Raw genomic sequence first — 14,535 nt, forward strand, 5'->3', positions numbered from 1 at the left:
GATCAGAATCTCGCCGGTCGCCTGAGGTCAAGGGTCATGGGAAACTCTTCAGAACCTTGTTCTTCACGCAGCACATAGGCACCCGGCGTATGGCCGCGCGGCTCGAAGCGGGCCAGCCGCCGCGCCTCCGCCTCGTTGCCGTTGACCGGGAAGGTCTCGTAGTTGCGGCCGCCCGGATGCGCGACATGATAGACGCAGCCCCCCAACGAGCGGCCCGACCAGCGGTCGTAGATGTCGAACACCAGGGGCGTGTTGACCGGCAGGGCCGGATGCAGGCCGGAGGCCGGCTGCCAAGCCTTGAAGCGCACGCCTGCCACCGCGACCTCTCTGCTGTCGGTCGCCTTCATCGGCACGATGCGGCCGTTGCAGACGACCGCGTGACGCTCCGGATTGAGGCCTTGCGTCCTCACCTGCAGCCGCTCGATGGACGAATCGACGAAGCGGACGGTGCCTCCGATCGCGCCTTGCTCGCCCATCACATGCCAGGGCTCGAGCGCCTGCCTGAGCTCCAGCTTGACGCCGCCATGCTGCACCTCGCCGCAGAACGGGAAGCGAAATTCGAGTTGGGCTGCGAACCATTCCGGGCGGAAGTCGAAGCCGTTGAGCTTCAGATCTTCCAGCACGTCGAGGAAATCCGCCCAGACATAATGCGGCAGCATGAAACGGTCATGCAGCGACGTGCCCCAGCGCGCGAAGCGGCCGTCGAGCGGGTTCTTCCAAGCCCGCGCGATGATAGCGCGGACCAGCAATTGCTGGGCGAGCGACATCCGGGCATTGGGTGGCATTTCGAAGCCGCGGAACTCGACCAAACCGAGCCGTCCCGTCGGACCGTCCGGCGAGAACAATTTGTCGATGCAGATTTCCGAACGGTGCGTGTTGCCGGTCACGTCGGTCAAGAGATTGCGGAACAGCCGGTCGACCAGCCACGGCAACGGCGCCTCGCCCTTGTCGGGATGCGGCACCTGGGCCAGCGCGATCTCGAGTTCATAGAGGGAATCATGCCGTGCCTCGTCGATGCGCGGCGCCTGGCTGGTGGGGCCGATGAACAGGCCGGAAAACAGATAGGAGAGCGATGGGTGCCGCTGCCATTGCAGCACCAGGCTCTTCAACAGGTCCGGCCGGCGCAGGAACGGACTATCGTTGGGCGTCGCGCCGCCGACAACGACATGATTGCCGCCGCCCGTGCCGGTGTGACGGCCGTCGATCATGAACTTGTCGGTGCCGAGCCGCGACTGCCTGGCTTCCTCATAGATCGCCGCGGTCGTCGCGACGCATTCCCGCCAGTCGGCGGCCGGGTGGATGTTTACCTCGATGACGCCGGGATCGGGCGCCACGCGGATGACGTTGAGGCGCGGGTCGTGCGGCGGCCCATAACCCTCGATATGCACCGGCAGGCCGATCGCCTTGGCCGCGTTCTCGGCCGCCGCCACCAGCTCAAGATAGTCCTCAAGCGCCTCGACCGGCGGCATGAACACGCAGAGCCGCCCGTCACGAGGCTCGACGGTGAGCGCCGTGCGCACCGCACCGCCGATCTCGGTGATCTCCTGCTCGACGCGGTCCTGCTGGCCCGTTGTCGCGGTGAAGGACGCTGCCAGCTGGCGGCGCGCCATTTCGTCGGGGCCCTCAAGTTCTGCTGGGGCAGGTTCCGGCAAGAGAGCGTCGCGCGCCGGCAGCGTAGCGCGCGGCAGCGACGGATCGACCGGCACGATATAGGGGTATTGCCCCGGCGGCACGTAAGGCAGCGCGCCGAGCGGCAGCCGATAACCGACCGGGGAATCGCCCGGCACCAGGAACAGCCGGCCGCGCCGCGTCTTCCACTTTTCCGAACGCCAGCGCTGCCCGGCGGCCTGGCTGTTCCAGCGCTGCACCGGCAGCACATAGCCTGACGGCTTGGTCAGGCCGCGCTCGAACACACGTGCCATGCGGCTGCGCTCTTCCGGATCCTCCAGCTTCGAGTTAGACGGGTCGACATTATCCGGCAGCTTGCCTTCCTTGAGCAGCCATTCGGCCGGATCCTCATAGGCCTCGCCGACCATCGCCTTGTCGATGCCGAGCTCGGCGGCGATCGCCGTGAGCAAGCTTGCGGCCTGCTCAGGCCCGACAGAGACGGTGCTCGTTTCGCGCGCGATCAGCGACGGGTCGCGCCAGACCGGCTCGCCATCGGTGCGCCAAAAGAGCGAGAAGGTCCAGCGCGGCAGGCTCTCGCCCGGATACCACTTGCCTTGCCCGTAGTGGAGGAAACCGCCCGGCGCGAAGCGCTCGCGCAGCCGCCGGACCAGCTGATCCGCCTTGTCGCGCTTGGTCGGCCCGACGGCCGCCGTGTTCCATTCGGCAGCCTCGAAATCGTCGATCGACACGAAGGTCGGCTCGCCGCCCATGGTGAGCCGCACATCCTGTTCCCGCAAAACCGCGTCGACCTTGTTGCCCAAGGCGTCGAGCGCCTCCCAGCTTTCATCCGAGAACGGCTTGGTGATGCGCGGATGCTCGGCGATGCGCTGGACGCGCATGTCGAAGCCGAAATCGACATTGGCGAAGCTCGCCATGCCGGAGATCGGCGCGGCATTGCGGAAGTGCGGCGTCGCCGCCAGAGGCACATGGCTTTCGCCGGTGAGCAAACCGGAAGTCGGGTCGAAACCGATCCAGCCGGCGCCCGGAATATAGACTTCGCACCAGGCGTGCAGGTCGGTGAAATCGACCGAGGTTCCAGGCGGTCCGTCCAACGAGACGAGGTCCGGCTTCAACTGGATCAGGTAACCGGAGACAAAACGCGCTGCGATGCCGAGGTTGCGCAGGATCTGCACCAGCAGCCAGCTTGAATCCCGGCACGAGCCTTTGCCGGCGGCCAGCGTCTCCTCCGGCGAATAGACGCCGGTCTCCATGCGCACGATATAAGCGATTTCGCGCTGCAGCCGCGCGTTGAGGCCGACCAGGAAGTTGACCGTGTTTGTCGGACTGCGGTCGATGGTTTTCAGGAAGGCCGACAGCAACGGGCCGGCCGGCTCGGGCGTGCGGTATATGGCGAGGTCTTGCCTGATCTCTTCCGGGTACTCGAACGGGAAATTCTCGGCTGATTCCTCGACGAAGAAATCGAACGGATTATAGACCGTCATATCGGCGACGAGATCGACTTGGATCTTCAGTTCCGTCACCGGCTCCGGGAAGACGAAGCGGGCGAGGAAGTTGCCGTACGGGTCCTGCTGCAGGTTGACGAAATGGTTCTTCGGCTCGACCTTCAGCGAATGGCTGAGCACCTTGGTGCGCGAATGCGGCGCCGGCTGCAGCCTGATCACCTGAGGGCCGAGAACGACCGGCCGGTCGTATTTGTAATGGGTCAGGTGGTGGACGGCTGCCAGAATTGCCATGGTGCCCCGGGGAACGACGTTTCAATCGCCGAACCCTGACATAAGTGCTGGGCATTCTCCAAGCAGAGATGTTGCGCTGCACCTAATTTAAGCAGCGTTGCCGGCTTAGAAAAACGCCTGAAGCCCCGTCTGCGCCCTACCCAGTATCAGCGCATGCACGTCATGCGTGCCCTCATAGGTGTTGACCGTCTCCAGGTTCTGGGCATGACGCATCACGTGATAGCCGATCTGGATGCCGTTGCCGCCATGCATGTCGCGAGCCTGGCGGGCGATGTCGAGCGCCTTGCCGCAATTGTTGCGCTTGACGATCGAAATCATCTCCGGCGCCATCTTGCCTTCGTCCATCAGCCGGCCGACGCGCAGCGAACCCTGCAGGCCGAGCGCGATCTCGGTCTGCATGTCGGCGAGCTTCTTCTGGAAGAGCTGCGTGCCGGCGAGCGGCTTGCCGAACTGCTTGCGGTCGAGGCCGTACTGCCGCGCGCGGTGCCAGCAATCCTCGGCCGCGCCCATGGCGCCCCACGAGATGCCGTAGCGCGCGCGGTTGAGACAGCCGAAGGGTCCCTTCAGGCCCGAGACATTGGGCAGCAGCGCCTCCTCGCCGACCTCGACGCCTTCCATCACAACCTCGCCGGTGATTGAGGCTCGCAGCGAAAGCTTGCCGCCGATCTTCGGCGCCGACAGCCCCTTCAGGCCCTTTTCCAGCACGAAGCCGCGGATCTGGTTGTCATGCGCGGCCGACTTTGCCCAGACGACGAAGACGTCGGCGATCGGCGCGTTGGAAATCCACATCTTGGAGCCGGAAAGCCTGTAGCCGTTCGCCGTCTTCTCGGCCCGTGTCTTCATGCCGCCCGGATCGGAGCCGGCATCCGGCTCGGTGAGGCCGAAGCAGCCGATCCATTCGCCGGAGGCGAGCTTCGGCAGGTACTTCTTGCGCTGCTCTTCCGAGCCGTAGGCATGGATCGGATACATGACCAGCGACGACTGCACGCTCATCATCGAGCGATAGCCGGAATCGATGCGTTCGACTTCGCGCGCCACCAGCCCGTAGGTGACGTAGTTGGCGCCGAGCCCGCCATATTCCTCCGGAATGGTGATGCCGAGCAGGCCCGCCTCGCCCATCTCGCGGAAGATTGAGGGATCGGTTTTCTCATCGGCATAGGCTTCCTCGATGCGGGGCGCCAGCTTGTCGGCGGCGAACGCCGCTGCGCCGTCGCGCACCATCCGCTCGTCTTCGGAAAGCTGGTCCTCGATCAGGAAGGGATCGTTCCAGACGAAGGCGTTCTTCTCGGCGGCCATGAGGTGGGTCTCCCGGTAAAATCTTGGATGGCCCGGCTTATCCGCCTCCATCTGGAAAAAATCAAACGAAATTGCATCAAGCATCAATGAGCGATAGTAATAGATCATGAACGTCCAGCGTCGCCTCTTGCCAAACATCAGCGCGCTTGCCGCCTTCGAGGCGGTGGCGCGTCTCGGCTCCTTCACCGCCGCGGCCCGCGAGCTCGATCTCACGCAAGGTGCCGTCAGCCGGCAGATCAATCTGCTGGAAGAGCAGTTCGGGCGCCGGCTTTTCGAACGCGACAGCCGCAATGTCAGGCTGTCCACGGCGGGCGAAATCTATGCCGGCGCGGTGCGCTCAGCACTTGCGCAATTGCGCGATGCGGCGCTTGGATTGATGAGCAATCGGCATAGCGGTGTTCTCAACCTTGCCATCCTGCCGACCTTCGGCACGCGCTGGCTGATGCCGCTCATTCCAGATTTCGTCGCCCGTCATCCGGACATCACGATCAATTTCGCCACGCGCATTGGCCGCTTCGACTTCGCGCGTGAGCGGCTCGACGCCGCAATCCACCACGGCATGCCTGATTGGCCGGACGCTGATTGCACGCTTTTGATGCGCGAGACCGTGATGCCGGTCGCCGCGCCCGAATTCCTGGCGCAGCGGAAGGTCGCGACGCCGGCCGATATCGGCCGCCTGCCGTTGCTGCACATGGCAACGCGTCCCGACGCCTGGAGCGAATGGTTCGAGCATCAGGAGCTCGACGCGCCGACCGGCCCCGGCATGCAGTTCGAGCAGTTCGGCACGGTCGCGCAGGCCTGCCTGGCGGGGCTCGGCGTGGCGCTGCTGCCGCAGATCCTGATCGCCGGAGAATTGCAGCGCGGCCAGTTGGTGCCGGCGCCGGGCAAGCCGATGCAGAGCCGCAGTGCCTATTATCTCGTCGTGCCGCACGCCAAGCGCGGCCATCCGCCGGTTGCCAGCTTTCGCGACTGGCTGCGGGGCCAGGTTGAGAAGGAGCCGGCTGTTCTGGCGTGGTAGCTATTTCCGCTTCATCGCCTCGGCGAGCGCCGCGCCGAACGCACCCTGTGACGGCTTTTCAGGCTGGCGCTGCGGCGCCGGCGAGCGCGGTACGGGCTTGCCGCCGCCGCTGTCGCGCTGGCCGACCCGAGGCGCCCCACCCTGGCCGCCATCCTTGCGCATCGAGAGGCCGATGCGATGGCGCTTGATGTCGACATCGACCACCCGAACTTTCACGACATCGCCGGCCTTCACCACCTCATGCGCGTCCTTGATGAAGCGGTCGGCCAGCTGGGAGACATGCACCAGCCCGTCCTGGTGCACGCCGATGTCCACGAACGCGCCGAAGGCTGCGACATTGGTGACCGTGCCTTCGAGCAGCATGCCGGGCTTCAGGTCCTTGATGTCGTCGACGCCTTCGGCAAAGGTCGCCGTCTTGAAGCCCGGCCGCGGGTCGCGTCCGGGCTTTTCCAGTTCCGCGATGATGTCACGTACCGTCGGCAGGCCGAAGCGCTCGTCGACGAAGACACGAGGGTCGAGTGCCTTGAGCGCGGCGCTGTCGCCCATCAGCGCGCGCACGTCGCGGCCGCAGGCGGCGACGATCTTCTTTGCCACGCCATAGGCTTCCGGATGCACGGATGAAGCGTCGAGCGGCTCGGAGCCGTTCGGGATGCGCAGGAAGCCTGCGCACTGCTCGAACGCGCGCGGTCCAAGCCGCGCCACGTTCAGCAGATCGCGGCGCGTAGCGAACGGACCGCCGACGTCGCGATGCGCGACGATCGCTTCGGCAAGCGATGGCCCCAGTCCCGAAACGCGCGCCAAGAGCGGCGCCGATGCCGTGTTGAGGTCGACGCCGACGGCATTGACCGCATCCTCCACCACCGCCTCCAGCGAGCGGCCGAGCCGGTACTGGTCGACATCGTGCTGATACTGGCCGACGCCGATCGACTTCGGCTCGATCTTGACCAGCTCGGCCAGTGGGTCCTGCAGGCGTCTCGCGATCGACACAGCGCCGCGCAGCGACACGTCGAGGTCGGGAAACTCGGCGGCCGCCGTCGCCGAGGCTGAATAGACCGACGCGCCGGCTTCGCTGACGATGACCTTGATCGGCTTCGGCCCGCCGTCGGACGGCAGGCTGGCGAGCATGTCGGCCACCAGCTTTTCGGTCTCGCGGCTGCCGGTGCCGTTGCCGATCGAGATCAGCTCCACCTTGTGGAATCGAATGAGCCTGGCAAGTTCCGCCTGCGTGCCGCGCACATCGTTCTTCGGCGGAAACGGATAGACGGTGGTCGTCGCCACCAGCTTGCCGGTACCGTCGATCACCGCCACCTTGACGCCGGTACGGATGCCGGGATCGAGACCCATCGTGGGCCGCGAGCCGGCCGGCGCGGCAAGCAAGAGATCCTTCAGATTGCGGGCAAAGACATGGATGGCCTCGTCCTCGGCCCGCTCGCGCAGGTCGCGCATCAAATCAAGTGTCAGATGGAGTGATAGTTTTATCCGCCAGGTCCAGCCGGCGACCTCCATCAGCCAACGGTCGCCCGGCAGGGTGCTACCAATCGCATAGGCGTTGGCGATCATCCGCTCGACCGGTTTGACCGGCGATTGATCGTCGGCATCGATTTCGAGGTCGAGCGACAGCACCTCTTCGTTGCGGCCACGCAGCATGGCCAAGGCGCGATGGCTGGGCACGTTCGCCCAGCGCTCGACATGATCGAAATAGTCGGAGAATTTCGCGCCCGCCTCCTGCTTGCCGTCGACGACCCTGGCGCGCAGGAAAGCGCGCTCCTTCATATAGGCGCGCAGCCTGCCGACCAGATCGGCATTCTCGGCCAACTGCTCCGACAGGATGTCGCGCGCGCCTTCGAGCGCCGCCTTGGCGTCGGGAACCTCCTCTGTGAGATAGGCTAGCGCGAGCTCGGCAGGCACCGCCGAACGGTCGGCGAGGATCGCCTCGGCCAGCGGCACCAGTCCACGTTCCCTGGCGATCTCGGCCTTGGTGCGGCGCTTCGGCTTGTATGGCAGGTAGATGTCTTCGAGCTCGGCCTTGGTGGTCGCCGCCGCGATTTTTGCCTCGAGGTCCTCGGTCAGCTTGCCCTGCTCACCGATCGAACCGAGGATGGTGTCGCGGCGCGCATCCAGCTCGCGCAGATAGGCAAGCCGCTCGGAAAGGTCGCGCAACTGCGTGTCGTCGAGGCCGCCGGTGACCTCCTTGCGGTAGCGCGCCACGAAAGGCACCGTTGCGCCCTCGTCCAGCAGCCCGATTGCGGCTGCCGCCTGCTCCGGCCGCGAGCCGATCTCGGCCGCGATGATTGCTGCGATGCGCTTGATGTCCGATGCCATGCTGGTTCCTGCCGAAAAGAGCGGCGACAATAGGCCGGGACGACGGCTGCGCCAACCGCGCTGTCTCCACCCGACAGGAAAGCTCCACAGGAAAGAGCTGCGAGGAACGACCAGCCGAACGGCTCAAACCATCCGGCTCAGGGCCTCGAAGAAGGCGACGACATCGAGATCAAGCTGATCGTCGACCGGTTCCGGCTGCGACGACATCTTGGCGATGACCACCTCGTCGCTCGGGTTGACGTAGATCCACTGTCCGTGAATGCCGATGCCGCAGAAGGCGCCGCTTGGCGTGCCCATCTGGTACCATTTGTTGCGGTAGCGGCCCTTGGGGAAGAGGAACACCATCGTACCGCGCCGCCAGGCTTCATGGCTGCCGCCGCTGGCAACCGTGTCGCGCACCCAGGCCTCCGGCACGATGCGGCGGCCATTGGCCGCGCCGCCCTGCCGCATCATTTCGCCGATACGGGCAAGGTCGCGCGGCGTCATCGACATGCCGCCGGCGGTACGCGCGGTGCCTTCCATGTCGACCGTCACCGACATCTCGCTCGCGGCGCCCAGCGGCAGCCACAGTTTCTCGCTGAGCAAGTCGCTGACGCGTCTGCCGGATGCCCGCTCCACCAGGATGCCCAGCATATCCGAATTGGGTGAGCGATAACGGTAGGTCTGCCCATGCGGCTCGGCGAGCCGCGGCAACGTCAACAGAAACGCAGCGAGGCTTTCCGACCCGCCGCCTGGATTCCACAGTGTCGCGCGGCGATAGCGGGCGAAGGCGCTTTCCGGATCGAGATAGGCCTCCTCGAAGTCGAGGCTGACCGTCATGTCGAGCACATTGCGCACGCTCGCATCGCCATAGGCCGAGCCCTTGGCTTCGGGGATGTATTCTGTCACCGGCGCTTCCGGGTCGAACACCCCCTCGCCTTGCAGGATGCCGGCGAGGATCGCCGTCACCGACTTGCTGATCGAAAAGATGATGTGGCGCTGACCGAACGCCATATGCGGGGCCGACCAATCGCCGACCAGCCTGCCGCCCTTCAGGATCGTCAGCCCGTCAGTGTCGGAGCGCTTCAGGAATGCTTCGACTGTTTCGGCGCCGCCGGCCAAGGTGACTTTCTCCTCGAGCAGCGCGCCGAGCGATTTCACCTCTTCCTCGCCGCCGGGCGCGGCGGCAACGTGGACGCTCGGCACCAGTTCGCCGACATTCTGGAACGACCATTGGCTGAACGGCCTCAGCCGCCAATTGTCGAGCCGCACATCCTTGCGGGCAAAGCCGTATCTGGTCTCGAACGCGGTGTTGCCGGTCACGATTGTCTCCCGGTCGTCTATCTCTGACTTTCAGCCTAGCGCGGCGGCTATGGCGTGCACGACCTTAAGCGTCGCCACCGAATAGGCGGCGTTGAGGAAATCCGGATAGGTCGAAAGCTTCACGACGACCATCCTGTGCTCCCAGCTGATATGGATCATCTGGCCGAACACGCCCTTGCACATCAGTGCGCGAGAGCGTGGATCCTCGATCCAGAACTGGTTGCGGTAGCTGCCGTCCGGAAGGCTCGGGCTGAAGTCCGGTCCGTGCTTGCCGCTGCGCGTCGCCTCGATCCACTCGGCAGGGATGACCCCGCCGCCATTGTCGAGGATGAGCTGGCCGAAGCGGCCATAATCGCGCAGCGTCGCGTTGAAGCCGCCATCGGCCAGCGCATAGCCGGCGCTGTCGACGGTGAAACAGGCGCTCTCGTCGGCGCCGAGCTTTTGCCAGAGTTCTTCCGAGACCAGCTGCGCCAGGCGCTTGCCGCTCACCCGCTCCATGATGAAGGCAAGCACATCGGTCTCGATCGAGCGGTACTCGAAGGCCTCGCCATGTTCGCGCACCTTGTCCTTCAGCCGCAGGATCAGCTCGAACAGATGCGCGGGCCACCGGAAATCAGGATCGCTGCCCGGCGGGATCGGCTTCCAGCCGGTGGCGACATCGACCTGGCCGATCTCGGAATAGCGATCCGTGTACTCTTCCGAGAAGCGCACGCCGGTCGTCATGTCGAGCACTTGCTGCACGGTGGCCCCCGCCCAGGCGGTCTCGCCGAGCTCCGGAAGATAATCCGTCACCAGCCTGGCCGGGTCGATCAGGCCGCGCCCGACCAGGATGCCGAACACCGATCCCGTGACCGACTTTGCCATCGATTGCGACAGATGCAGCGTGCGCTCGTCCATGCCGTTGAAGTAGCGCTCATAGGCGACCGTGCCGTCCTTCAACACCAGGAAACCGTCCGTGTAGGTCTCGTCGAGCAAGCCGGCGAGCGTTGTCGGCCGGCCCTCGCTATCCGCCACCGCCAGGTCGTCGAGATCGACCTCGGCGCGCTCGAGCCGACGGCGATGACCTTGGCCGCGCCAGACCTCGACGGTCGGCAAAAACTCACGCACGTGCTGGAAGGCCCAGCGGTTCCACGGTGGCCGATCCCAGTCGAGCTTCGGCAGAGCCATGGCCGGCGGCGAGCCCTGCATGATCGGCGGCCGCGGATCGGAGTTGCGGTAAGATGTCATCAATCCTCCCTGCACATAAGAAAGGGAGGCCGGAGCCTCCCCTCCCTTCATGCGTTCCCGCTCAGTTACTTGCGCAGGTTGGTCCAGATCTTGTTGTAGATCTCCACCACATCTGGCGGGCACGGCGGCACGAATTCCGGCGTCGGCGAACCGGCTGGCGGGCTGATTTCCGGCGAGTTGGCGAACTCCGCCGGCAGGAATTTGTGGCTGCCGGCGATGCCATTGTCGTAACCGGCATACTCGGAGATCAGCGCCGCGTTCTCAGGCGCCATGACGAAATCCTGGAAGAGCTTGGCGTTCTCCAGGTTCTTGGCGCCCTTCAGCACGGCGACATTGTCCATCCAGCCCTCGATGCCTTCCTTCGGATAGGCATATTTGATCGCCGGGATCTTCTGACGCGAGCGGTAAGCCGCACCATTCCACTGTTCTGTCACGATCACGTCGCCGGAAGTGATCTTGGTGATCGTGTCGTAGCTGAAGGTCTTCCATGACGGCTTGGCGGCCATCAGTATATCGTTGATCTTTTTCAGGCTGGCCTTGTCAGCGCCGCAGCGCGGCACGCCGGCATAGCGCTCGGCCGCGTGCATGACGGTGTTGACGTCGTCGAGCACGTTGATCTGGCCCTTCAGTTCGTCCGGCGGGTTGAACAGGATGGCCAGCGTGTTGATGTCGCCCTTGAACTTATCCGTATTGACGGAGAACGCCGTCGTGCCGAATTGCCACGGCGCGGTGTAATGGCGTCCGGAGTCCCAGTAGATATCGAGGAAGCGCGGATCGATGTTCTTGCCGTTCGGCATCGCGTTGGGCTCGGTCTTTTCGAGCAGGCCCTCCTCGATCATGATCTTCACGGTGTAGTCGGACGGCACGACGATGTCGTAGCCGGAATTGCCGGCGCGCACCTTGGACAGCATGGTTTCGTTGGAATCGTAGTCGTCCAGCGTCACCTTGACGTTGTACTGCTTTTCGAACTTCTCGATCAGCTTGGGGTTGGTGTAGTCGCCCCAGTTGTAGATATGCAATTCGCCGTCGGCGAGCGCCGGAACGGCCCATAACAGCACGGCCGCGGAAACGGCCGCCATCAGTTTTCCAGACATTTAATGTTCTCCTTGCCTTCCCATTGTTTTGTGGTGGAACTCACGGATCATTTGGCGCGTCGCCGCGCGATCAGGAACGAGACCGAGACGAACAGGATCGACACCAAAAGCAGGATGGTGGAGATGGCGTTGATCTCCGGCGTCATCGGCCGCCGGATCTGGTTCCAGATATAGAGGGGCAAAGTCGTCTGGCCGGGGCCGGCGACGAGCTGGGTGATGGTGAAATCGTCGAATGAGACGATGAAGGCGAGTGCCGCGCCCGACATGATGCCGGGAACAAGCAACGGCAGCGTGATGCGCCTGAAGGCCTTCCACGGCGTCGCGTAAAGGTCGGCGGCGGCATATTCCAGCGTCAGGTCCATGTCTTCCAGCCGCGCCCGGATCGGCATGTAGGCGAACGGAATGCAGAACACGGTGTGGGCGAGGATCAGATTGCCGATGCCGAAATTCAGCCCGAACGTGCCGGCGATCAGCGCGAAGAAGGAGAGCGTCGCCACCGCCGTGATGATTTCCGGCACCATCAGCGGCAGATTGATGACCATGAAGGCCGCCGCCAGCCCGCGCCACGGCTTCACTCTTGTCATGCCGATCGCCGCGAGCGTCGCGCACACGGTAGAGATTATCGTGGCGCTGATCGAGATGATCAGCGTGTTGCGGGCAGCGTTGTGGAATTCCTCGTTGCGCAATGCGCTGCCGTACCAGCCGAGCGTGACGCCCTCCCAATGCGTGACCAGCGAGCCGCTGTTCAGCGAGAAGATCATCAGGATCAGCACCGGCACGTAGAGCACCAGCAGGCAGATGACAGCAATCGAGCGGAAGCCCGGCTGCTCCTTGATGTCGATGCTGCGCGGCTCAGCCATGCTGCACCTTCCCCGACGTATTGCGGACGTAGAAGAACAGCGCCACCAGCACCGCGGCCATCAGGATCAGCGCCTGCGCGCAGCCGAGCGGCCAGTTGCGCCCCGATCCGAATTGCTGGGCGATGAGATCGCCGATCATCAGGTGGACGCCCCCGCCGAGGATCAGCGGCGTGACATAAGCGCCGAGCGCCGGGATGAAGACGAGCAGGCAGCCGGCGATGATGCCGGGCTTCGACAGCGGGATGATCACCCGCCACAACACCTGGCGGCGCGTCGCATAGAGGTCGTAGGCCGCCTCGATCAGCCGGAAATCGAGCTTCTCCAGGCTGGAATAGAGCGGCAGCACCATGAACGGCAGAAAGGCATAGAGCAGGCCGAGTTGGATGGCGAAATTGGTGTAGAGCATGGTGATTGGCTTATCGATCACGCCGAGCCCCAGCAGCGCGTTGTTGATCAGCCCTTCGTCGCGGATGATGAACATGATCGCCAGCGTGCGGACCAAAAGGTTCGACCAGAACGGGATGGTGATCAGAAGCACCCACCAATTGCGCTGCGCCGCCGGCCGCGTCGCCATGAAATAGGCGGTCGGAAATCCGAGCAGCAGGCAGATGATCGTCGTCACCACCGCGAACAGGAACGAGCGCAGATAGATGATCAGGAAGTCCGGCGTGAACTGCAGGGTGTCGTCGAAGATGTCGCGCTGGAACAGGAAGTTCAGATAGGCGTCGGTCGAGAACCGCCACTGCACGCCGCCATAGGGCGCGGCGGCCAGAAACGAATAGACGCAGATGATCAAAAGCGGCAGCACGCCGAAAATGCCGATGATGAGCAGCGCCGGCAGCGACAGCAGGCGGTTGCGTCGCGCGCCGGCTTTCACCGCCTGGGCTTCGAACAACGCGGCCTTGGAAGGCATGGTCGGGGAGAGCGTGGCTGTCGTCATCAGTCTTTCAGTACGCGCGCGGCGCCCTCCTCGAACTGGATGCCGACCTTGGCGCCGCTCTCGTAGGTCACCGGAGCCGACCGGCTGTTCTGATGACGCACGATGAAGTTTTCACCGCCATCGAGCCTCACGTGGTAATGCGTATCGGTGCCGAAATAGACGATGTTGGAAAGCGTTCCAGCGATCGTGCCCTTGGTCGGATCGGGCACCAGGTCGGCATGCTCGGGGCGCACCACCAGCGTCACCTCGCCTGTCGGATCGAAGCCCTCCGGATAGCCGGCGGCGATCGTCGCGTTGCTGGCGAATTTGACCGTGGCCGCCCCTGGCTTCTTCGACACCACCGTGCCGGCCAAGAAGTTCGTCTCGCCGATGAAGTCGGCGACGAAGCGTTCGGCGGGGCGATCATAGATGTCGCGCGGCGTGCCGACCTGGAGGATCTTGCCGGCCGACATCACCGCGATGCGGTCGGACATGGTCAGCGCTTCTTCCTGGTCGTGAGTGACGAAGATGAAGGTGATGCCGGTCTCGTGCTGCAGACGCTTCAGTTCGATCTGCATCTCCTTGCGCAGCTTGTAGTCGAGCGCCGAGAGCGGCTCGTCGAGCAAGAGCACCTTCGGCTGTGGCGCGAGCGCCCGGGCGAGCGCCACGCGCTGCTGCTGGCCGCCCGATATCTGGCTGGTGCGGCGCGCCTTGAGCGTCTCCATCTTGACCAGTTTCAGCATCTGAGCGACCCGTGCCTCGATTTCGCCCTTGGGCTTGCCGAGCATCTCCAGACCGAAGCCGATGTTCTGCGCCACCGTCATATGCGGGAACAGCGCGTAGCTCTGGAAGACAGTATTGACGGGTCGCTTGAACGGCGGCAGCGGCGCGATGTCATGGCCGTGCAGCAGGATTTCGCCGGCGCTTGGGAAATCGAAGCCGGCAATCAGTCTCAAAAGCGTCGTCTTTCCGCATCCGGACGGGCCGAGCAGCGTGAAAAACTCGTTCTCGCGGATCGAGACGGACACCGTGTCGAGAGCCGCTACCTGGTTTTCACCGGTTCCAAAAACTTTGCGTACGCCGCGAACTTCGATCGCGTTCTTACCCGGTTGTTCCGGCACGATTACCCCATTGA

General features: G+C 64.3%; 10 protein-coding genes. 1 reads left to right on the top strand and 9 read right to left on the bottom strand.

Annotated features, from left to right (window positions below; genetic code table 11):
• Positions 1 to 2: 2 nt before the first annotated feature.
• Both A9K71_RS24835 and A9K71_RS24840 read right to left on the bottom strand, forming a co-directional pair.
• Positions 3 to 3,362, bottom strand: coding sequence for a transglutaminase family protein (locus tag A9K71_RS24835; RefSeq protein ID WP_067002347.1), 3,360 nt, complete (start codon positions 3,360 to 3,362; stop codon positions 3 to 5).
• A 105-nt stretch (positions 3,363 to 3,467) separates the two neighbouring features.
• Positions 3,468 to 4,658: an acyl-CoA dehydrogenase gene (locus A9K71_RS24840; protein ID WP_067002729.1), complete on the bottom strand. Its 1,191-nt coding sequence runs from the start codon at positions 4,656 to 4,658 to the stop codon at positions 3,468 to 3,470.
• Between the two features lie 106 nt (positions 4,659 to 4,764).
• Between A9K71_RS24840 and A9K71_RS24845 the strand changes: the two genes are divergently transcribed.
• Positions 4,765 to 5,676, top strand: a complete 912-nt coding sequence (locus A9K71_RS24845) for a LysR family transcriptional regulator (protein ID WP_067002349.1) — start codon at positions 4,765 to 4,767, stop codon at positions 5,674 to 5,676.
• On the opposite strand, the gene A9K71_RS24850 is transcribed toward A9K71_RS24845, so the two are convergent.
• The 7 genes from A9K71_RS24850 to A9K71_RS24880 all read right to left on the bottom strand — a co-directional run bounded on the left by A9K71_RS24850 (position 5,677) and on the right by A9K71_RS24880 (position 14,521).
• Positions 5,677 to 7,998 (bottom strand): Tex family protein, encoded by a 2,322-nt coding sequence (locus tag A9K71_RS24850; RefSeq protein ID WP_067002350.1) that lies wholly within the window; start codon positions 7,996 to 7,998, stop codon positions 5,677 to 5,679.
• Between the two features lie 123 nt (positions 7,999 to 8,121).
• On the bottom strand, positions 8,122 to 9,300 hold the full coding sequence (locus A9K71_RS24855; RefSeq protein WP_067002353.1) for a serine hydrolase: 1,179 nt from the start codon (positions 9,298 to 9,300) through the stop codon (positions 8,122 to 8,124).
• A 30-nt stretch (positions 9,301 to 9,330) separates the two neighbouring features.
• Positions 9,331 to 10,527 (bottom strand): serine hydrolase, encoded by a 1,197-nt coding sequence (locus tag A9K71_RS24860; protein ID WP_067002354.1) that lies wholly within the window; start codon positions 10,525 to 10,527, stop codon positions 9,331 to 9,333.
• Positions 10,528 to 10,592: 65 nt separating this feature from the next.
• Positions 10,593 to 11,621: an extracellular solute-binding protein gene (locus A9K71_RS24865; protein WP_067002357.1), complete on the bottom strand. Its 1,029-nt coding sequence runs from the start codon at positions 11,619 to 11,621 to the stop codon at positions 10,593 to 10,595.
• Between the two features lie 47 nt (positions 11,622 to 11,668).
• Complete coding sequence (locus tag A9K71_RS24870) at positions 11,669 to 12,481, bottom strand: ABC transporter permease (RefSeq protein WP_067002359.1); 813 nt, start codon at positions 12,479 to 12,481, stop codon at positions 11,669 to 11,671.
• Positions 12,474 to 13,421 (bottom strand): ABC transporter permease, encoded by a 948-nt coding sequence (locus A9K71_RS24875; protein ID WP_067002361.1) that lies wholly within the window; start codon positions 13,419 to 13,421, stop codon positions 12,474 to 12,476. Before A9K71_RS24875 ends, A9K71_RS24870 begins: the two co-directional genes overlap by 8 nt.
• Positions 13,421 to 14,521 carry an ABC transporter ATP-binding protein gene (locus A9K71_RS24880; RefSeq protein WP_067002363.1) on the bottom strand — a complete coding sequence of 367 codons (1,101 nt, stop codon included), beginning with the start codon at positions 14,519 to 14,521 and terminating at the stop codon, positions 13,421 to 13,423. Before A9K71_RS24880 ends, A9K71_RS24875 begins: the two co-directional genes overlap by 1 nt.
• Positions 14,522 to 14,535 lie beyond the last annotated feature (14 nt).

This window comes from Mesorhizobium sp. WSM3873 (genome assembly GCF_001672445.1).
In the GTDB taxonomy this organism is placed as follows: domain Bacteria; phylum Pseudomonadota; class Alphaproteobacteria; order Rhizobiales; family Rhizobiaceae; genus Mesorhizobium.

Coding starts and splice junctions, on each gene's coding strand:
- A9K71_RS24860 (WP_067002354.1), bottom strand. CDS start 10,527: ATGACATCTTACCGCAACTCCGATCCGCGGCCGCCGATCATGCAGGGC.
- A9K71_RS24845 (WP_067002349.1), top strand. CDS start 4,765: ATGAACGTCCAGCGTCGCCTCTTGCCAAACATCAGCGCGCTTGCCGCC.
- A9K71_RS24835 (WP_067002347.1), bottom strand. CDS start 3,362: ATGGCAATTCTGGCAGCCGTCCACCACCTGACCCATTACAAATACGAC.
- A9K71_RS24870 (WP_067002359.1), bottom strand. CDS start 12,481: ATGGCTGAGCCGCGCAGCATCGACATCAAGGAGCAGCCGGGCTTCCGC.
- A9K71_RS24840 (WP_067002729.1), bottom strand. CDS start 4,658: ATGGCCGCCGAGAAGAACGCCTTCGTCTGGAACGATCCCTTCCTGATC.
- A9K71_RS24875 (WP_067002361.1), bottom strand. CDS start 13,421: ATGACGACAGCCACGCTCTCCCCGACCATGCCTTCCAAGGCCGCGTTG.
- A9K71_RS24850 (WP_067002350.1), bottom strand. CDS start 7,998: ATGGCATCGGACATCAAGCGCATCGCAGCAATCATCGCGGCCGAGATC.
- A9K71_RS24865 (WP_067002357.1), bottom strand. CDS start 11,621: ATGTCTGGAAAACTGATGGCGGCCGTTTCCGCGGCCGTGCTGTTATGG.